General features: G+C 74.1%; 15 protein-coding genes. 5 read left to right on the top strand and 10 right to left on the bottom strand.

The annotated features are described in order from the left end of the window. Positions 1 to 147 precede the first annotated feature (147 nt). Complete coding sequence (locus AB0J21_RS25485) at positions 148 to 3,030, top strand: hypothetical protein (protein WP_363148427.1); 2,883 nt, start codon at positions 148 to 150, stop codon at positions 3,028 to 3,030. 229 nt (positions 3,031 to 3,259) lie between these two features. On the opposite strand, the gene nucS is transcribed toward AB0J21_RS25485, so the two are convergent. Next, positions 3,260 to 3,931, bottom strand: coding sequence for an endonuclease NucS (gene nucS, locus AB0J21_RS25480; RefSeq protein WP_363148426.1), 672 nt, complete (start codon positions 3,929 to 3,931; stop codon positions 3,260 to 3,262). A 212-nt stretch (positions 3,932 to 4,143) separates the two neighbouring features. Between nucS and AB0J21_RS25475 the strand changes: the two genes are divergently transcribed. Then, positions 4,144 to 4,536 carry an SCO5389 family protein gene (locus tag AB0J21_RS25475; RefSeq protein WP_363148425.1) on the top strand — a complete coding sequence of 131 codons (393 nt, stop codon included), beginning with the start codon at positions 4,144 to 4,146 and terminating at the stop codon, positions 4,534 to 4,536. 168 nt (positions 4,537 to 4,704) lie between these two features. Here the strand turns inward: AB0J21_RS25475 and AB0J21_RS25470 are convergent, their stop codons facing one another. Next, positions 4,705 to 5,736: an LLM class flavin-dependent oxidoreductase gene (locus AB0J21_RS25470; protein WP_363148424.1), complete on the bottom strand. Its 1,032-nt coding sequence runs from the start codon at positions 5,734 to 5,736 to the stop codon at positions 4,705 to 4,707. Between the two features lie 208 nt (positions 5,737 to 5,944). Between AB0J21_RS25470 and AB0J21_RS25465 the strand changes: the two genes are divergently transcribed. Further along, complete coding sequence (locus AB0J21_RS25465; protein ID WP_363148423.1) at positions 5,945 to 6,274, top strand: ATP/GTP-binding protein; 330 nt, start codon at positions 5,945 to 5,947, stop codon at positions 6,272 to 6,274. Positions 6,275 to 6,287: 13 nt separating this feature from the next. Here the strand turns inward: AB0J21_RS25465 and AB0J21_RS25460 are convergent, their stop codons facing one another. From AB0J21_RS25460 to mce, 7 genes are all read right to left on the bottom strand, one after another. Further along, positions 6,288 to 7,184 (bottom strand): ABC transporter permease, encoded by an 897-nt coding sequence (locus AB0J21_RS25460; protein WP_363148422.1) that lies wholly within the window; start codon positions 7,182 to 7,184, stop codon positions 6,288 to 6,290. Continuing rightward, complete coding sequence (locus AB0J21_RS25455) at positions 7,181 to 8,386, bottom strand: ATP-binding cassette domain-containing protein (protein WP_363148421.1); 1,206 nt, start codon at positions 8,384 to 8,386, stop codon at positions 7,181 to 7,183. The genes AB0J21_RS25460 and AB0J21_RS25455 overlap by 4 nt, the downstream gene beginning before the upstream one ends. Before the next feature lie 139 nt (positions 8,387 to 8,525). Further along, positions 8,526 to 9,296: an ABC transporter permease subunit gene (locus AB0J21_RS25450; protein WP_363148545.1), complete on the bottom strand. Its 771-nt coding sequence runs from the start codon at positions 9,294 to 9,296 to the stop codon at positions 8,526 to 8,528. A 2-nt stretch (positions 9,297 to 9,298) separates the two neighbouring features. Further along, positions 9,299 to 10,306 (bottom strand): ATP-binding cassette domain-containing protein, encoded by a 1,008-nt coding sequence (locus AB0J21_RS25445; RefSeq protein ID WP_363148420.1) that lies wholly within the window; start codon positions 10,304 to 10,306, stop codon positions 9,299 to 9,301. Positions 10,307 to 10,454: 148 nt separating this feature from the next. Next, on the bottom strand, positions 10,455 to 11,390 hold the full coding sequence (locus AB0J21_RS25440) for a cellulose-binding protein (protein ID WP_363148419.1): 936 nt from the start codon (positions 11,388 to 11,390) through the stop codon (positions 10,455 to 10,457). 242 nt (positions 11,391 to 11,632) lie between these two features. After that, the gene (scy, locus tag AB0J21_RS25435; protein WP_363148418.1) at positions 11,633 to 15,592 is read right to left on the bottom strand and encodes a polarized growth protein Scy; all 3,960 of its coding nucleotides are present in this window, start codon (positions 15,590 to 15,592) and stop codon (positions 11,633 to 11,635) included. Positions 15,593 to 15,837: 245 nt separating this feature from the next. After that, positions 15,838 to 16,308, bottom strand: a complete 471-nt coding sequence (gene mce, locus AB0J21_RS25430) for a methylmalonyl-CoA epimerase (protein WP_363148417.1) — start codon at positions 16,306 to 16,308, stop codon at positions 15,838 to 15,840. Positions 16,309 to 16,444: 136 nt separating this feature from the next. Between mce and AB0J21_RS25425 the strand changes: the two genes are divergently transcribed. Together AB0J21_RS25425 and meaB are read left to right on the top strand one after the other, a co-directional pair. Beyond that, positions 16,445 to 17,659: an acetyl-CoA C-acetyltransferase gene (locus AB0J21_RS25425; RefSeq protein ID WP_363148416.1), complete on the top strand. Its 1,215-nt coding sequence runs from the start codon at positions 16,445 to 16,447 to the stop codon at positions 17,657 to 17,659. Positions 17,660 to 17,755: 96 nt separating this feature from the next. Further along, positions 17,756 to 18,706 carry a methylmalonyl Co-A mutase-associated GTPase MeaB gene (gene meaB / locus AB0J21_RS25420; RefSeq protein WP_363148415.1) on the top strand — a complete coding sequence of 317 codons (951 nt, stop codon included), beginning with the start codon at positions 17,756 to 17,758 and terminating at the stop codon, positions 18,704 to 18,706. An 84-nt stretch (positions 18,707 to 18,790) separates the two neighbouring features. Here the strand turns inward: meaB and AB0J21_RS25415 are convergent, their stop codons facing one another. Continuing rightward, on the bottom strand, positions 18,791 to 19,402 hold the full coding sequence (locus AB0J21_RS25415; RefSeq protein ID WP_363148414.1) for a PepSY domain-containing protein: 612 nt from the start codon (positions 19,400 to 19,402) through the stop codon (positions 18,791 to 18,793). Positions 19,403 to 19,466: the final 64 nt, after the last annotated feature.

Below are 19,466 nucleotides of genomic sequence, written 5' to 3'. Positions count from 1 at the left end.
CACCGGGCGGGCGCCGGACCAGGGGCGACAGTGCGGCCTCGCACGGGGCCGGAGCGAGGCCGGGTCGCTCCGCGCGCTTCGGTCCGACCCGGGACCGGACCGGACCGGCGAAAGGTGCGGCACGACGCTTCTTGGGGGGCTTGGACCATGGACCCGAACAATCCTTACGACGGGGAACCGCAGGGGCAGGACGGCGAGCACCGTCCTCCCGTGGCCGGTGAGCGCCCCGGTGACCTGAGCAGGGCACCCGAGCCCGCCCCCGCCGACGCCCTCCCGCCCCAGGACGCGCCCGCGCCCTTCGACGCCTTCGGGGTCCTCGGCGGGGCGGGAGCACCGTCCTCCCCGCCCGCTCCGTCCGCGCCGGCCGGCCAGGACGTGTTCGGCGTGCCCCTCGCCGGGGCCGCGGAGGAGACCGACGAGGCACAGGCCGCGCGGCGCAGGCCGCGTCCCGCGCGCGATCCGCTCGGGCCCGACTTCGGCCCCTCCTCGGGCGGTCTCGCCCGCACCGCGCGCATCGTCAGCGACGACCTGCTGATCACCGTCAACCCGGTCGACGGGAGCGAGGTGGAGCCGTGCCCGCCCGGCGCGCTGCCCGGCCGCCCCGCCCGACGCGGCCCCGCCGTACGCGCCGAACGGCGCCGCGCGGCCCGCCCGCCGGTCCCGGCAGGCCCCGCCCACAACGGTGGCGGCGGCCTCCTGGAGCGCGCCGAGACGAAGGAACGGCTGACCAGGCTGCTGGCCCGCGGCCGGTCCGTACGCCTGACCGGCCCCGGTGGCTGTGGCCGCACCGCCCTGCTCGACGTCGTGGCGGGCGCCTGCGAGTCCCTCGCCCCCGACGGGGTGGTCCGGCTCGGCGGCCGCGGCCGTACCCCCGACGACCTCCTGCACGAACTGTTCGGCGAGGTCTACGAGGCGCCCCTGCACCGGCCCGGCCGGGAACTGCTGCTCGACCTGCTGCGCGAGGTCGGCGCCGTCGTGATCATCGACGACCTGGAGTTCGGCGGGGCGGCCCTCGACGAACTCCTCGACGCGACCCCCGAGTGCGCCTTCCTCGTGGCCGCCACCCCCGACATCCCCGCGCCCTCCGCCGACGCCCACTTCGAGGAGGTCTTCCTCTCCGGGATCGGCCGCGGCAGCGGACTGGAACTCCTGGAGCGCGCCGTCGACCGGCCGCTCACCGACGAGGAGGCCAACTGGGCGGGCGACCTGTGGTTCGAGTCCGAGGGGCTGCCGCTGCGCTTCGTCCAGGCCGGGGCGCTGCTGCTCCAGCGCGACCGGCTGCGCGCCGACCCCTCCGCGTTCGAGGAGTTCGGCTACTTCTCGCAGAGCGCGGTGGACACCGCCTTCGACACGAACGACGGAGAGGTGCTGCTGCCGAGTCTCGCGGAGGGTGCCGCCCCGGCCGCGGCCCTCGCCTCCCGGCTCAGCCCCTCGGCGCGCGACGCGCTGCGCTACGCCGTCGCCCTCGGCGGTGAACTGCCGCACCCCGCGCACCTGCCCGCCCTCACGGGCGACACCCACGCCGACGCGGCGCTCGCCGAACTGGCCGACACCGTGCTGGTCACCCCCGCGGGCGCCGGCTACCGGCTGGCCACCGGGGTGCTGGTCCAGCTGGAGGCCGCCGGATACGCGGAGGGCGCCGCCGAGCGCGCCGACGTCGCGGCCCGGCACTACGCCTGGTGGGCCGCGCACCCCTCGGTCAGCCCGGAGCGCGTCGCGGCTGAGGCCGAGTGCGTCCTGGCCGCGCTCGCCGCCGTCGTCGCGCAGCCCACGGCCCCGCCCCAGGACGGGGAGGAGGCCGAGGAGGGCAGCGCCGGAGTGCTGCTCGCCCGGGCAGCCGCCCCCGCCTTCGCCGCCGCCCTGCACTGGGGCGCGTGGGAACGGGCCCTGCGGGGCGGTCAGGAGGCCGCGCGCGGCGCCGGACAGGTCGCCGACGAGGCGTACTTCCACCACGAACTCGGGGTGCTCGCGCTGTGCGAGAACGCCCTGGACCGGGCCCGTGCCGAACTGGAGGCGTCCATAGCCCTGCGCGGGGCCCTCGCCGACCGGCGCGGCACCGTCGCGGGCCGCAGGGCGCTCGCGCTGGTCACCGACCGCTCGGGGGGCACGCCCCCGCCCGGCGTCGGCGCGGTGACGGAGGAACTGCCCTCCGTCCGGCCCGAGGAACCGTCCACGCCGCCCGGCGGGCTGCCGCCCGCGCTCGTCGCGCAGCTCCCCGGCCGCGCGGAACCGCAGCCCCCGTTCCCCCCGCTGCTGTCCACCGGCGCCGGGCAGCCGGTCTCCGTCGGACGGCCCGAACCGGCCGCCGGGCGGCGCGCCGTCTTCACCGGGACCCGCCGCAACCTCGTGGCCGCCGGGGCCGGCGCCCTGCTCGTCGCGGTCCTCGGCACCGTCGTCACGCTCGGCGCGACCTCCGACAAGGACGAGGCCCCCGCCGACCGCGTCACCTCCGAGCAGTCCGCGAGCACCGACGACGGCGAGGACGGCCAGAGCGCCGACCGCCCCGACGACGGCGCCACCGACTCCACGCGCCGGCCCGAGGCCGACGCCTCCGCGACCGACCCCGGCGAGGACGGCGTCCTCGGCACCGCCGACGACCCGACGCCCAGCGCGCAGGACGGCGACACCCCGAGCGCCGGGGACAGCGCGGGCCCCTCGACGTCCGGCGGCCCGGACGAGAGCGGGGACGAGAGCGGGGACGGGGACCAGCCGGGCACGTCCCAGAAGCCCAGCACCTCGCACAAGCCCGGCAAGCCCAGTACCGGGAAGCCGACCGGCAGCGGGAAGCCCAGCACCTCGACGCCGCCGCCCACCACCGCGGACCCGACGGACGACCCGGGTACCCAGGAGCCCCCGACCGACCCCGGGGAGCCACCCACCACCGAGGCGCCCCCGACCGGTCCCGACGAGCCCGAGACCTCGGACTCCGCGAGCGGTCCCGTGCCGAGCACCCCGGCCGGGGAGACCGCCTCGCAGACGGCCTCGACCAGTGCCGGACCCACCGGGAGCGGGGACAGCGGCGTCATCTGACCCGCACACGGCGGCGACGACGAGGGCGGGGCGGGACCAACCGGGTTGGTCCCGCCCCGCCCTCGTTCGTCGCTGGGGAGCGACACGCGCCGTCACGCTTCGCCACCGGGCGCACGCGGTCCGCTCGCGCGCCGCAGGAGGGCGCAGGCGAAATGCGCGGGGATGCCGCGATTGGGGAGCGCGGGTTCAGGCCGAACCCACACAAGCCCACGGCATATGCCGCTGGCGTTCAGAACAGCCGCAGTTTGTCGTCCTCGATGCCGCGCAGCGCGTCGTAGTCGAGCACCGCGCAGCCGATACCCCGGTCCGTGGCGAGCACCCGGGCCTGCGGCTTGATCTCCTGCGCCGCGAACACCCCCTTCACGGGAGCGAGGTGCGGGTCCCGGTTCAGCAGCTCCAGATAGCGCGTGAGCTGCTCGACTCCGTCGATCTCCCCACGCCGCTTGATCTCCACCGCGACCGTCGCCCCGTCGCCGTCCCGGCACAGGATGTCCACCGGGCCGATGGCCGTGGGGTACTCACGGCGGATCAGGGTGTAGCCCGCACCGAGCGTTTCGATGCGGTCCGCGAGCAGCTCCTGGAGATGGGCCTCCACGCCGTCCTTGATGAGCCCGGGGTCCACCCCGAGTTCGTGCGCGGACTCGTGGAGGATCTCCTCCATGGTGATGATCAGCTTCTCGCCGCCCTTGTTCACCACCGTCCACACCGGGACGCCGTCCTCGGTGCTCTCCTTCAGGGTGCACGGCGGAGACATCCAGTTGAGGGGTTTGTAGGCCCGGTCGTCCGCGTGGATCGAGACGCTCCCGTCCGCCTTCACGAGGATCAGGCGGGGAGCCGAGGGGAGGTGGGCGGTGAGCCGGCCCGCGTAGTCCACGGAGCATCGGGCGATGACAAGACGCATGGTCGGCAACGCTATCCGACCCGCCCGCCCCGGCGCGATTCGCCCTGGACCAGGGCCCGCCGCAGTGGCCGGTAGTGTGCGCAAACTCCTGGTGCGCCACGGAAAGGATGCATAACGTGTTGGCGGGAGGTCGCGACGCGAGCACGCTGCGTGTCGGGGCTTCCCGCCCTGTCCGTGGACCCCCGCCGCTCGGGGGTGCGAGAGGAGTACCCATGTCGCTCGACGTCTCACCGGCACTGTTGGAACAGGCCGAGCGAGGCGAGGTGGACGAAGCGGAATTCGTCGACTGCGTCCGGACCTCCCTGCCCTACGCATGGGAGATGGTCAGCTCCCTGGTGGCCCAACTGAAGGTGGACGGCGGAGACTTCGCCGACAACCAGACGCCGCCGCCCAGCGAGAAGGAGCGTGGTCAGCTGCTGCGCGCCCTCGCCAGTGACGCCATCCGCGGGGCGCTCCAGCGCCACTTCGGCGTGCGTCTCGCCTTCCAGAACTGCCACCGGGTGGCCGTCTTCCCCCTCGACCCCTCGGTCGACGAGCGACTCACCCGCTTCACCTCCGTACGCGCCCAGCTCCTCAACCAGTCCCCGGAGCTGCGCGACTGCTGAGCCGGGGCCGAGGGGGCGGGGCCCCGGCCGCGCGCCCGGTCCGTGCGGGCCGCGCACCGGGGCGCCCTCCCCTCGCCGCCGTAGACCGCCCTGCGCATTCCGTACGGCGGTGTCCGCACGGTTTCAGGACAGTCGGGAGCACGGGGCGGCCGGGGTCGGCCGCCCGGGTCAGGGCAGCCGGGGCAGCAGCTCGGCGCCGGCCCGCCGGATGTTCTCCCGTGTCGCCGCCAGATCCCCCGAGCCCTCCATGACGAGAGCGAACCTGCTGATCCCCGTGCGCTCCGCCGTGGCCGCGAGCCGCCGCGCGCAGGTCTGGGCCCGGCCCACCGGGTGGATGCCGCACAGGAACTCCGTGTACGCCACCGGATCGCGCATCGAACGGTGCCTGCCGTCGACCGTGACATGTGCCCCGAGCCCCGCCCGGAACCACCCGGGCATCGCCTTGGTCAGCACCTGCGCCGCGTCCTCGTCCCGGTCGGCGATCTGCAGGACCCCGGCGCTCACGTGCGCCGCCCCCGCGACCTCCTGCGGAGCGCGGCCGGCGGCCAGCGCCTCCCGCCGCCACAGTGCCACCATCCCCGCCTTCTCCTCGTCGTCCGCGTGCATGCCCAGCAGCATCGGCAGCCCGCGCGCCGCGGCCAGCCGGACACTCGCCGGGGAGGTGCAGGCGACGACCACCTCCGGACCGGCCGGCGCCCCGCCGAGCGCCTCCTCGGGACGCGGGACGACCGCGACCTCCCGGAAGGCGTACCGGGGCCCGGCCGCGCCCACCCGCTCCTCGCGCAGCCAGCGCAGCAGCAGGTCCAGGGACTCGGGGAAACCGCTCTCGAAGGCCGCGAGGCCCGCGCCGAACACCTCCAGGTCCACCCACGGGCCGCCCCGCCCCACACCGAGCGAGAACCTGCCCTCGGACACGACGTGCAGCAGGGCCGCCTGCTCGCCGAGCGCCACTGGATGGGCGGTCGGCAGCACGCTCACCGCCGTACCCACCCCGATCCGCCGGGTGCGGCCCAGCAGCAGCGCCGCGAGCGTCACCGCCGAGGGACATGTGCCGTACGGCACGAAATGGTGTTCGGCCAGCCACACCGCGTCCAGGCCCGCCTCCTCGGCGGCCTCGGCCGAGCGCACCGCCCGGTGCAGCGCCTCTCCCTGACCCTGACCCGGGTACTGACCCGCCAGAACAAAACTGCCTACCCGCATGGACTCGTTGCCTTCCTCGTGCCGCCCCGGCACTCCCCCTACGGGCATCAACGCCTGACACGTGCCAAAGGCACGGCGCTGCGGAAGGATTGGCGGATTGTCCGGAAATCTGCGGTGACGGCGGTGTCCGGAGCCGCTCCGGGGACCGGCCGCCTTCCGCGTAGGCTTGATGTCGCCGAAGTCCGCTTACCGCCTGCGAGGTGTGCCCGTGTCCCCCCGCCGAAACCGCCCCAAGGCCGCCCCGGAGTCCGGCAGGCGGGCTGACGAGGACCACGCAGACCGGTACGGACTGCACCGTACCGAGAGCTGGCAGGACGAGGACTGGTCGGTCCGGCACGTCGCGGGCGCCGCCTCCGCCGGGAAGGTCTACCGCTGCCCCGGCTGCGACCAGGAGATCCGCTCCGGCGTGGCCCACGTCGTGGCCTGGTCCGAGTACAGCGGGGTCGACGAGCGCAGACACTGGCACAAGTCCTGCTGGAACGCGAAGGACCGCCGCACCACCCGGGTGCAGCGGTCCCGCAACGCGCCCCGCTACTGAGCGGGGCGCGGGCTCACACGTCCCTGCGCTCCAGCAGGGCGAAGGCCCCGCCCACCGCCGCCGCGGTCACCACCACGAGGAACAGCAGCTGGTGGTGGCCGTTGTCCGCGCCGTCCGGCATCGTGAGGTAGGTCAGCGCGGTGGGCGCGCTGTACTCCATCATCAGCTCCCCGAGCGGCTTCGTGGAGGCCGAGATCATCAGGAAGGCCGGCAGGATCGAGGGCACGAGCATCGCGGCCAGCATCGTCGTGATGGCCCCCGCCGAGTGCCGCAGCATCGAGCCGACCGCCAGCGCGAGCACCCCGAGCAGCGACACGTAGAGCGTCGCGAGCAGCGCGGGGCCGCCCCAGTCGCCGCCCGCCCCGGCGTACGAGCCCTCCGCGATGACCGACACCAGCCCGACCGACACGAGCCCCACCACGAAGGTGAGCCCGGAGAAGACCAGGATCTTCGCGAGCAGCACCCGGTGGCGCTGCGGGGAGGCGGTGAGCGTGGGCCGGATGAGCCCGGTGCCGTACTCCGAGGTGACGACCAGCACGCCCAGCGTCATGATGCAGATCGAGCCGAGCAACAGGCCCGGGAAGGCGAACAGCGTGACCGTGTCGGTCCTGCCGAGCTGCTCGCCGACCTGCGTGGTGAACAGCACGCCGATCCCGAGGACCAGCAGGAAGAACACCCCGAGCGTCCACACCGTCGAACGCACCGAGCGGATCTTCGTCCACTCGGACAGCAGCGCGTGCCCGAGATGGACCCGTACGACGGGGATCGGCGACTCGTACCCGGCGGGCGCCTGGCCCGCCCACGGGCCCTGCTGCCCGTACGGCGGCCGCTGCCCCGGCCCGGGGTGCGGGGCGCCGGAAGCAGGCGGCAGCGGGCCGTGCGGCGGTCGCGGGGCGGTGGGCGTGCTCATCGGTGGTCCTCGCTGTCCTGGTCCTCGCGGCGCCCCTCGGCGCCCTGGGCGCCCGCGCGCTCCCCGCCCGGCGCCGGGACGGCGACGGGCGCGGCGTACGGGTTGGCGGCGGCCGGGGCGGCGGACGGCGCCGGGCGCCCCGCGTACGGGCTCGCGGCAGGCGCCGAAGGCGGCGGGGCCTGCGGCGCGTACCAGCCGGGCTGCCCCGCCCCGGGAGGGGCCGGGGCCGCGTCCGGCTGGAGCGCCCACTGCGGCGGCGCCTCCTCGAAACCGGCCAGCCGGTCGTCGGTCGAGCGGTAGTCCACGGCGTGCTGCGTCATCCGCATGTACGCCTCCTCCAGGGAGGCCTGGTGCGGCGACAGTTCCCACAGCCGTACGCCCGCGTTGTGCGCGAGGTCGCTGATGCGCGGCAGCGGCAGGCCCGTGACCCGCAGCGCCCCGTCCGGCTCGGGCAGCACCTGGCCGCCCGCCTCGGTGAGCGCCGCCGTGAGCTTCTCGCGCTGTTCCCGCTCGCCCTCGGGCACCCGCAGCCGTGCGAAGTCCGCCGAGTTGTGCGAGATGAAGTCCCGCACGCTCATGTCGGCGAGCAGCCGCCCGCGCCCGATGACCACGAGGTGCTCGGCGGTCAGCGCCATCTCGCTCATGAGGTGCGAGGACACGAACACCGTGCGGCCCTCGGCGGCCAGCGACTTCATGAGGTTGCGCACCCACAGGATGCCCTCGGGGTCGAGACCGTTGACCGGCTCGTCGAACAGCAGCACCTGCGGGTCGCCGAGCAGGGCCGCCGCGATGCCCAGGCGCTGCCCCATGCCGAGCGAGAAGCCCCCGGAGCGCTGCCTGGCCACGTCCTGGAGGCCCACGACCCCGAGCACCTCGTCGACCCGGCGGGCCGGGATGCCGGAGAGCTGGGCGAGCGACAGGAGGTGGTTGCGCGCGCTGCGGCCGCCGTGCACGGCCTTCGCGTCGAGCAGGGCGCCCACCTGGCGCGGCGCGTTCGGCACCTGACGGTAGGGGTGCCCCCCGATCGTCACATGACCGGCGGTGGGCCGGTCGAGCCCCAGGATCATCCGCATCGTCGTGGACTTGCCGGAACCGTTGGGGCCCAGGAACCCGGTCACCGTCCCAGGACGCACCTGGAAGGACAGGTCGTACACGGCTGTCTTGTCGCCGTAGCGCTTCGTCAGGCCGATTGCCTCGATCATTCTCCGCACCCATCGATACCCGGCGGCCCGCTGGCCGCAGGGGCACACCGCCCCCGTAAGGGTTAGGAGGCTATCGGTGGAATGACGGTTCCCGCCAAGATCGGGCAAAGACCGGACGGCGGGGCGGCGGCCCGCCCGCTCAGGCGTCCCGCTTGCGCAGCAGCAGATAGCCCACCAGCAGGGCGACCGCGACCCACAGGATCATGATGCCGAGACCGCCCCACGGACCGTACGGGGCGTCGTCGTCGGGCGGCTGGATCACCTGGAGGATCTTCTGCCCCGCCTGGTCCGGAAGGTACTGCGCGTACTTCTTGGTCGCCGAGACGCTGCCCAGGATGTTGGAGACCAGGAAGAAGAACGGCATCAGGATGCCCAGCGACAGCATGGGGGAGCGCAGGATCACCGCGATCCCCATCGAGAACACCGCGATCAGCGTCATGTAGAACGCGGAGCCGAACACCGCGCGCAGCACCCCCGGATCGCCGAGCGCCGCACTGTGGTCGCCGAGCGCCGCCTGCCCCACGAAGAAGGTCACGAAGGCCGTGGCCACCGCGACCACGAAGGCCAGCGCGGTCGCCACCAGGACCTTGCAGAAGAAGAACACGCCCCGGCGCGGCACCGCCGCGAGCGAGGTGCGGATCATTCCGGTCGAGTACTCGTTGGAGACGACCAGCACGCCGAACACGATCATCGCGAGCTGACCGAGGCCCATCCCCGCGAAACTCGTGTACGTCGGGTCGAAGGTCAGCCGGTCCTCACGGTTCATCGAGCCGAAGTCGTTGTTGGTCAGCCAGCTGATCAGCAGACCGAGCCCGATCGTGGTGACCACGGCGAGCGAGAGGGTCCAGACGGTCGAGGCGACGGAGCGGATCTTCGTCCACTCCGAGAGCACTACCTGCGGCGCGGCCATCGTCACTTGCCCTTCTTCCAGTCTTCGCCCCAGCCCCGCTGCGGGGAGGCGCCCGGGCCGCCGGCAACCGGCGGCCCCCCGACCGCGTCGGCCGGACCGGACCGCCCGGTGTGCGCGTGGTACTCCACCGACTCGGCGGTCAGCTGCATGAACGCGTCCTCCAGCGAGGCGGACTGCGGGCTCAGCTCGTGCAGCACGATCCCGCTCCCGGCGGCCAGCTCACCGAGGCGCGCCGCCTCCACGTCGTCCGCCTCCAGCGTGCCGTCCGGGCCCTGCGCGACCCGTACGCCCGCCTCGTGCAGCACGTCGCGCAGCCGCTCCTGCTCGGGGGAGCGCAGCCGCACGTAGGTACGGGAGTTGTCGCGGATGAAGCCGGCCATCGAGGTGTCGGCGAGCAGCCGGCCCTGGCCGATGACCACGAGGTGCTCGGCGGTCAGCGCCATCTCGCTCATCAGGTGCGAGGAGACGAACACCGTGCGGCCCTGGTGCGCGAGGGTCTGCATCAGGTTCCTGATCCAGTGGATGCCCTCCGGGTCGAGCCCGTTGACCGGCTCGTCGAACATCAGGATGCGCGGGTCGCCGAGCAGCGCGCCCGCGATCCCGAGGCGCTGCCCCATGCCGAGCGAGAACCCTTTCGCGCGCTTCCTCGCGACCGCCGTGAGCCCCACCGTGTCGAGGACCTCGTCGACCCGGGAGGCCGGCAGGCCGTTGCTCTGCGCGAGGCACAGCAGATGGTTGCGGGCCGTGCGCCCGCCGTGCATCGCCTTCGCGTCGAGCAGCGCCCCGACGTCCGTGAGCGGGTCCCTCAGCCCGGCGTACCGCTTGCCGTCGATGAGAACCTCGCCCGACGTGGGGTTGTCCAGCCCCAGCATCATGCGCATCGTCGTGGACTTCCCGGCGCCGTTGGGCCCGAGGAAGCCCGTGACGATGCCGGGGCGCACGGTGAAGGTCAGGTTGTTGACGGCGAGTTTCTCGCCGTAACGTTTGGTCAGGCCGGCCACCTCAATCATGCGACCCACGCTAACGCCCGCCGTCCCGTTTCGCCCGGCCCCCTCCCCGCACGCCGAAAACGCGAACGCCGGACGGGCCGGGAAGGACCCGGCCCGTCCGGCGCGAGGACGGTGCGGTCACCAGCGAGCGACGGCGCCTGAGAGCGCGTCAGCGGGTCTGCTGCGCGGGCACTGCGCGCGAGACCGGCTCGTCCTCGGCCGGCGAACCGGCGGCGGCCACCGCGGCACCCGTGAGCGTCGCCAGCATCTCGCGGACGTTCGTCAGCTGCGCGTTGATCGAGTCGCGACGGTTGGTCAGCGCCGCCAGCTCCCGCTCGGACTCGCTGCGGATGCGGTCGGCCTTCGCGTTCGCGTCCGCCACGATGTCCTCGGACTGACGCTGCGCCGTCTCCACGGTCTGACGGGCCCGGCGCTCCGCGTCCGTGCGCAGCTTCTCGGCCTCCAGGCGCAGCTGCTCCGCCCGGTGCTCGATCTCCGCGAGCCGCTTCTCGGCCTTCGCCTGACGCGAGGCCAGGTCCCGCTCGGACTGCTCCCGGCGCTTGGCGAGGTTCGTCTCGAAGTCGGCGGCGGCCTGCGCGGCCTTCGCGCGGGTCTCCTCGAAGAGCGCGTCGGCCTCCTCGCGCTTGGACTGCGCGTCCTTCTGCGCCTCGGCCCGCAGCGTGCCCGCCTCGCCCTTGGCCTTCTCGACGATCCGGACGCCCTCGTCCTCCGCCTTGGCCTTGCGCTCGGACGCGAAGGACTCCGCGTCGTTGCGCACCTGCTGAGCGGCGGACTCGGCCAGCTCGCGGTGCTGCTCCGCCGCGCGCCTGGCCTCCTCACGCAGGTCCTTGGCCTCCTCCTCGGCGAGCCGGAGGATCTTCTCGACGCGCGCGCCGAGCCCCGCGTACGAGGGCTCCGCGTCCGTTACCTGTGCCTGCGCGTTCTGCGTTTCGAGGTGCAGCTCCTCAATGCGCTTTTCCAGGGCGGTGATACGGGCCAACGCGCTGTCACGGTCGGAGACGAGCTTGGAGATGCGTTCGTCCACCTGAGCGCGGTCGTACCCACGCCGCACAAGCTCGAAGCCGTAGGGGGAAGTGTCGCTCATGGGGTTCCTGTCGAATGAGACCGGTGAGGTGATAAGGGGAATCCTAGGGGTCCGGACGGCGTGTCATCGAGCAAATGCCCGTTTGATCTGGAGAATGCCACCCCTTTTGTGTGGCTGATGGCCGGATTCTTCCGGATCGGCGACTTCTGTCCGTGTCACAGGGGCCCCGGCACACAACCGACGCCCCCTCAAACAGCCCGGGCCGCACCCCAGTACAGCAAGCACGACCCGGAGGGGTTCCGCTAGGTGTCCGACTGCTTACCACTCGAACGAGTCGAGCCGGCCGAGGCTCCCGCCTTGACGCCGGGGCTCTGGCCGCGCCCCTCCGCGCCCTTGCCCGATCCCTTGCCCGCGGCACCGCCGGGACCGGCCGGGGCCGGGACCGACTTCCCGCCCGCGCCGGGCGTCTCGAAGGACTCCAGGGCCTCCAGGACGTCCTGGACCCGGCCGATCTCGGCGTTGATGTCCTGCCGGCGGCGCACCAGTATGTCCAGCTCCCGCTGGCCCTCGGCCACGATCTGCTCCGCCTCGGCCTTCGCCTCGCTCAGCACCCGCTCGGCCTCGCCCACCAGTTCGGCCTTCTTCTGGTTGGCCTCCTTGAGCAGCCCCTCGGCCTTCTTCACCGCGGCGATCCGGACCTTGCCGGCCTCCGAGTCGGCCTCCGAGACCAGCTCCCCGGCCTTGGCCTCCGCCTCGGCGAGCTGCTCCTGAGCGGCCTGCACGAGCGCGTCACAGCGCTCGCCCGCCGTCCGCATCGTCTCGGCCGACTCGCGCCTGGCCCGCTCGTGCAGCTCCTCGATCTCGCCGGTGACCCGCTCCCGCAGTTCCTCGGCCCGCTCCCGGATCGCCGTCGCGTCCCGGCGCGCCCCGACGAGGAGTTCGTCGGCGTCGGTACGCGACTTCTCGACCAGCGCGTTGCCCTCGCCGCGCGCCTCGGCGACCAGCCGCTCGGCCTCCTTGCGGGCCGCGCCCACCATCCGGTCCGCCTGCTCCTCGGCGTCGGCGGTCGCCTTGAGCGCCTGCTCCAGCGCCTCCGTCGTCAGCTTCTCCGCCTCGGTGGTGGCCTCCGACACGAGCCGGTCGACCTGTTCCGCGGCCTCCGTGCGCCGCTTGTTGGCCTCGGCCCGCGCCTCGTCGAGCAGCCGCTCCGCCTCGGCCCTGGCCCCGGTCCGCGTCCGCTCGGTCTCCTCGACGGTCCGCCGCTCCAGCTCCTGCGCCTCGGCACGGGTGCGCTCGGCGTGCTGACGCGCGGAACCCACGGCCTCGGCGGCCTCGGCCCGCAGCCGCTCCGCCTCGTCGGTCGCCTCCGCGACCCGCCGCTCCGCGTCGGCCTTGGCCTCGGCGAGCCGCCGGGCCGCCTCCGCCGTCGCCGCCACGACCTGCTGCTCCGTCTCGGCCGCCGTCCGCTCGCGCAGCCGCGTCGTCTCCGCCGTCGCCTCCGCGACGAGGGTGTCCGCCTGCGCGGCCGCCTCGTTGCGGATACGGTTCGCGTCCTCCCGCGCCTCGGCCCGGGAGCGCGAGGCGTCCTGCTCCGCGCTCGCGATCGCGTCCGAGGCCTCGGTACGCACCCGCTGCGCGTGCTGCGCCGCCTCCGACTTCAGCCGCTCCGCCTCCGCGAGGGCCTCGGTCACCGTCCGCTCGGCAAGCGCCTTCGCGTGCTCCGAGGCCTCCTGCGCCTCCCGGCGCAGCCGCGAGGCGTCCTCCCCGGCCCGCTCGCGCTCCGTGTGCGCGTCGGCCCGCAGCCGGTCGGCCTCCTCCTGCGCCTGCGTGCGCGTACGGTCCGCGGCGTGCTCGGCGGCCGACCGCAGACCGGCGATCTCCTCCTGCGCCTGCTCCTGGAGCCCGGCGACCGAGTCCCGTACCTGCTGCGCCGTCTGCTCGGCGGCCGACACCAGTTCCCCGGCGCGGGTCTCCGCCTCCTCGACCAGCCGGACCGCCTCGGTCTCCGCCTCCTCGACCCGCTTGCGAGCCGCAGCGAGCAGCTCCTCGGAACGCTCCCGCGCCCGCTCCCGCTCCTCGCCGGCCTCGGCCCGCGCCGACTCCAGCGTCTCCTCGGCGCTGCGCCGGCGCCGCGCCGACTCCTCCTGAGCCGCCGCGAGTTCCTCCGCGGCCTGCTCGGTGACCCGCTCCGCGGCCGTCTGCGCCTCGCCACGGACCCGGTCGGCGGCCTCCTTGGCCTCCGCCCGCACCCGCTCCGCCTCGGCCTCGGCCTCGGCGCGCAGCCGTACGGCGACGTTCTCCGCCTCCGCGCGGGAGGCCGCGACATCCGCCGCCGCCTCGGTGCGCAGCCGCTCGGCCTCGGTCTCGGCCTCCTCGCGCACCGTGCGCGCCCGCTCCGCCGCCTCGGCGCGCAGCCGCTCCGTGTCCTCCGCGGTCTGCGCCCGCAGCCGCTCGACCTCGGCGCGCGCCTCGGTCAGCGCCTCCTCGGCGCTGCTGAGCCGCTGCTCGGCCTCGGTCCGCAGCCGGGCCAGCTCCTCCTCGGCGCCCTCGTGCAGCGCCTTGGCGGCCCGCTCGGCGTCCGCGCGCAACTGGGCGGCGGCCTCCTCGGCGGCCGTCCGCTCCGCCTGCGCGTGCTCCTCGGCCCGCTCCCGCAGCTCCCGCGCCTCGGTCCTGGCCTGCTCCAGCAGCTCCTCGGCCTGGGTGCGCAGCGCCTCGGCCCGCTCGGTGCCCTCGGCCCTGGTGCGCTCCGCGTCCTCGGTGGCGCCGCCGCGCAGCTCCTCGGCGTCGGAGCGGGCCCTGGTCAGCAGCTCCTCGGCGCGGCCCGCCGCCTCCTCGATCTGCTGGACGGCCTCGCGCCGCGCCTCGCCCCGGATCCGCTCGCCCTCGGCGACGGCCTCGGCCCGCAGCTGCTCGGCCTCGCCGCGCAGCCGCCTGGCCTCCTCCTGGAGTTCGACGGTCTTGGCGCGGTACTCCTTGGTGTCGTCCTTCGCCGCGCCCTTGAGCTGCTCCGCCGTGTCGGCGGCCTCGCTGCGCAGCCGGTCGGCCTCGGCCTGCGCCTCGCCGCGGATGCGCTCGGCCTCCTCGGTGGCCGCGCGGGTCGTCGCCGTCGCGTCGGCCGAGGCCTTCGACAGGACCTCGTCGGCGCTGCGGGCCGCCTTCGCCAGCGCCGCGGCCGAGTCCTCCGCCGCGACGGTACGGGCGTTCTCCGAAGCCTCGGCGAGGATGCGCTCGGCCTCCGCGACCGCGTCGTCGCGGCGCTGCTGTGCCTCGGCGCGCAGCGTCTCGGCCTCCTTGGTGGCCTCGCCGACCAGCCGGGCGATCTGCTCCTTCGCCGTACGGGTGCGCTGCTCGCTCTGCGACTCGGTGCTCGCGAGCAGCTTCGCCGAGCGCTCCTGCGCCTCGGCGGCCAGCCGCTCGGCCTCGGCGCGGGCCTCGCGCAGCGCCGTCTCGGCCTGCGCCGCCCGCTCCTCGGCCAGCCGGGACTGCTCGGCCGTACGGCGGCGTTCCTGCTCGGTCTCGGCGTGCGCGGAGGCGCGCAGCCGCTCGGCGTGGTCGGTGGCCTCCTGGGCCTGGCCGGAGGCCGCGTTCAGCAGCCGCTCGGCGTCCGCGCGGGCGCGGCGCAGCAGGGCCTCCGCCTCGGCGCGGGTGCTCTCCGCCTCGGCGGCGATGCGCTGCCGGGTCTCCTCGACCACGCGCTGGGCCTCGGCCCGCGCCACGCTCAGGGACTGCTCGGCCTCCGCGCGCGCCTCGTCGACCAGCCGGCGGGCCTGCGCCTCGCTGCGCGAGCGCAGTTGCTCGGCCCAGGCGACGTTCTCGTTGACGTGGGACTCGACGGTCGCGCGGCGCTCGGACAGCTCCTGGTCGAGCTGCTGGCGGCGGTTGACCGCCTCCTGGTGCAGTTCGGCCTGGAGCCGCGCCTGCTGCTCCGCGTGCTCCTGGAGGATGCGCTGGGTCTGCGAACGGGCCTCGCGCAGCTCCCGCTCCGCGTCCATCCGCAGCTGGTCGGCCTGCATCTGCGCGTTGCGCAGCATCTGCTCGGCCTGGTACCCGATGTCCGTGCCGTCGTACGCGGGACGGGTCGCGAGGGCACGCCGCGCCTCGTGCAGCTTGGCGCGCAAGACCTCGACCTGATAGCCGAGGTCGTCGGCGTGCTGAACGGCCTTCTCCCGTTCGGTCTTCAGCCGCTTCATCTCGGCTTCGAACCGTGACAGGTGGTCGTCGTCAGCAGCTTGGTGGCTCTCCTGGCGTTCGTAGCCCCGCACCGCGCGGTCCCATCCTTCCCCAAGCTCTCAACTTCGGTCGAGCAGGGGAGGCCCCAACCCTGGTCGTAATTCTCCGAACGAGCACCGTCCAACCGCCGGACGGGCCCCCGGGGAATGGTGTCAGATCCTCGGCCGAGCACACACTGCTGCCCTGACGCTCGCCCCCGAAACCCGGACCCCGGCCCGAGACCGCCCGGCACGGCCGGTAGGTCGAGCCCAACCCTACCGGCCCCGCTATCCGGAGGTCAGTCCTCCGTCCCCTTGTCTGACGGAGCGGGTGCGCCGGAGGTGGCCCGAGGTGCCGCTGTGACCAGTTCCGTGAGCACTCCGTGACAGTCCTTGGGGTGCAGGAAGGTGATCCTGGACCCCATGGAACCGGTGCGCGGCTGGTCGTAGAGCACCCGGACGCCCTTGTCGCGGATCTCCTCGGAGTCGGTGTCCACGTCGGCGGTCCCGAAGGCGATGTGATGCACGCCCTCCCCGTTCTTCGCGAGCCACTTGCCCACCGCGGAGTCCTCCCTGACGGGCTCCAGCAACTGGAGGTAGGAGGCGCCGCCGTCCGAGGTCTCGTTGATCTTCAGCATGGCCTCCCGCACGCCCTGCTCCTCGTTGACCTCGGTGTGGAACACCTCGAACCCGTACGTCGCCCGGTAGAACTCGACGGTGCGGTCGAGGTCGAAGCAGGCGATACCGATGTGATCGATACGTGTCAGCATGACCCCAGTGCAGCGGTAGACCGGGTGATTACGCAACGTGCGCGCGATCACACCGACGGCCCGGTGACCCGGCCGGGTACTCGTCAGTACATTGAGGTAAACCCTCGTTCACTCTCATCTCAAGGGGCTGTGCCTCATGGCTGGAACAGCTGGAACGCCCGGCAGCACGTCGGTGATCGTCGCCGGGGCGCGTACGCCCATGGGGCGCCTGCTCGGTTCGCTCAAGAGCTTCTCCGGGGCCGACCTCGGCGGATTCGCGATCAAGGCCGCGCTGGAGCGGTCCGGGATCACCGGGGAACAGGTCCAGTACGTGATCATGGGGCAGGTCCTCCAGGCGGGGGCCGGGCAGATCCCCGCACGCCAGGCCGCCGTGAAGGCCGGCATCCCGATGAACGTGCCGGCGCTCACCGTCAACAAGGTGTGCCTCTCGGGCCTCGACGCGATCGCCCTCGCCGACCAGCTGATCCGGGCGGGTGAGTTCGACATCGTGGTGGCCGGCGGGCAGGAGTCCATGACCAACGCCCCGCACCTGCTGCCCAAGTCCCGTGAGGGCTACAAGTACGGCGCGATCGAGATGCTCGACTCGATGGCCCTCGACGGGCTCACCGACTCCTTCGAGAGCATCCCGATGGGCGCCTCCACCGAGAAACACAACACCCGCCTCGGCATCGAGCGCGCCCCGCAGGACGCGTTCGCCGCGCTCAGCCACCAGCGGGCCGCCGCGGCCCGGAAGAACGGCCTCTTCGACGCGGAGATCACCCCGGTCGAGGTCCCCCAGCGCAAGGGCGACCCGGTCGTCGTCGCCGAGGACGAGGGCATCCGCCCCAGCACCACCGCCGAGTCCCTCGGCAAGCTGCGCCCCGCCTTCGCCAAGGACGGCACGATCACCGCGGGCACCTCCTCGCAGATCTCCGACGGGGCCGCGGCCGTCGTCGTCATGAGCCGCGCCAAGGCCGAGGAACTCGGCCTGGAGTGGATCGCCGAGATCGGCGCGCACGGCAACGTCGCGGGCCCCGACAACTCGCTCCAGTCGCAGCCCTCGAACGCGATCACGCACGCGCTGGGCAAGGAGGGCATCGGCGTCGAGGACCTCGACCTCGTGGAGATCAACGAGGCCTTCGCCGCCGTCGCCGTGCAGTCGACGGCCGATCTCGGGCTCGACGCGGACAAGGTCAACGTGAACGGCGGCGCGATCGCGCTCGGCCACCCCATCGGCATGTCCGGGGCCCGTATCGTGCTGCATCTCGCGCTGGAGCTGAAGCGGCGCGGGGGCGGCGTCGGCGCGGCCGCCCTGTGCGGCGGCGGCGGGCAGGGCGACGCGCTGATCGTGCGGGTGCCGAAGAGCGCCTGAGCGCACGGGTCCCGCCGTCCGGCCGCGACTGGACGGCGGGACCCGCCCGATCACCCGCCCCCGCGCCACCGCACTGACCGAACGGAGCTGTGAGCTGTGAACCAGGACGTCTCCTCGCTGGTGGAACAGGCCCGCGAGGGCCGCCCCCGGGCCGTGGCCCGCCTCATCTCGCTCGTCGAGGGCGCCTCTCCGCAACTGCGGGAGGTCATGGCCGCGCTCGCCCCGTTCACCGGCCGGGCCTACGTCGTCGGCATCACCGGCTCGCCCGGCGTCGGCAAGTCCACCTCGACCTCGGCGCTCGTCTCCGCGTACCGCAGGACCGGCCGACGGGTCGGGGTGCTCGCCGTCGACCCCTCCTCGCCGTTCTCCGGCGGGGCGCTGCTCGGCGACCGGGTCCGGATGGCCGAGCACGCCTCCGACCCCGGCGTCTACATCCGTTCCATGGCCACCCGCGGCCACCTCGGCGGACTCGCCTGGGCCGCCCCGCAGGCCATCCGGGTGCTCGACGCGGCGGGCTGCGACGTCGTCCTCGTGGAGACCGTCGGCGTCGGCCAGTCCGAGGTCGACATCGCCTCCCAGGCCGACACCTCCGTCGTCCTGCTCGCCCCCGGCATGGGGGACGGCATCCAGGCAGCGAAGGCCGGAATCCTGGAGATCGGCGACGTCTACGTGGTCAACAAGGCCGACCGGGACGGGGCGGACGCCACGGCGCGCGAACTCAACCACATGCTGGGCCTCGGCGAGGCCCGCGAACCGGGCGACTGGCGCCCCCCGATCGTCAAGACCGTCGCCGCACGCGGCGAGGGCGTCGACGAGGTCGTCGCGGCGCTGGAGAAGCACCGGGCCTGGATGGACGAGCACGGTGTCCTCGCAGAGCGCCGGGCCGCGCGCGCCGCCCACGAGATCGAGACCATCGCGGTGACGGCGCTGCGCGCGCGCATGCTCGACGTCCGGGGGGACCACCGGATCGCCGCGCTCGCCGCCCGGGTGGTGGACGGCGAGCTGTCGCCCTATCAGGCGGCGGACGAGGTGCTGTCGCACCTGTGACGGGGCGGGGCGTCCGTCTCAGGTCGCCCCGTGTCCTCACTCACGCCCCCGGGCTTCACCCGGGGAGCGTGAGGACGGCGGCGGTCAGTCGTCCGAGCGGTCGGGGGCCACCCGCAGGCCGTCCAGGGGGACGGACCACTCCGTCCCGTGACCGCCGGAGACCTCGACGCTCCAGTGCGCCCCGCCGTCGTCGTCCAGGTCCACGGAGACCACGCGGCCCTTGTCGGCCGCGGCGCGAGCCGCCTCGGCAGCGGTCGTCGTCGTGCCCGCCAGGGCCCGGCCGTCCTCCTTCGCGTCGGCGGGCGCGTCGTCGTCGCGGTCACGGTGGGCGGAGAGCGCCTTGCCGGTGCCCGGGTCGACGTCCACGTGGTACGCGACGCCGTGCCGGTCGAGGACGTCGACCTCCCACACGAGGGCGCCGCGCCGGTCGTCCTCGTCCAGTTCGGCCGAGGTCACCCGTCCGGGGACCCGGTCCAGCGCCGCCCCGATCGCCTGCGGCGCGCTCAGCCGCTTCGCGGCCCCCGCCTCCGCGCGGTGTTCGGCCGCGTCCGAGTGCCCGACGGTCCGTTCGGCCCGTCCGCCTCCCGTGCCGCCGTCCGCCCCGCCGGAGTCCGTGCCGAGCGTGGCGGCGGCGACCCCGCCCCCGGCGAGCAGGACACCGGCGGTGACGGTGGCGATGACGATGTCGCGCTTCATGAGGGAACCTCCCCGAGTGGTTCTTCCTGCTGACCTCCTCACTGTTGCCCGCCGCACCTGAAGG

Origin of the sequence: Streptomyces sp. NPDC049954 (genome assembly GCF_040656295.1) — a bacterium.
In the GTDB taxonomy this organism is placed as follows: domain Bacteria; phylum Actinomycetota; class Actinomycetes; order Streptomycetales; family Streptomycetaceae; genus Streptomyces.
This window is presented reverse-complemented; position numbering and strand designations above follow the sequence as displayed.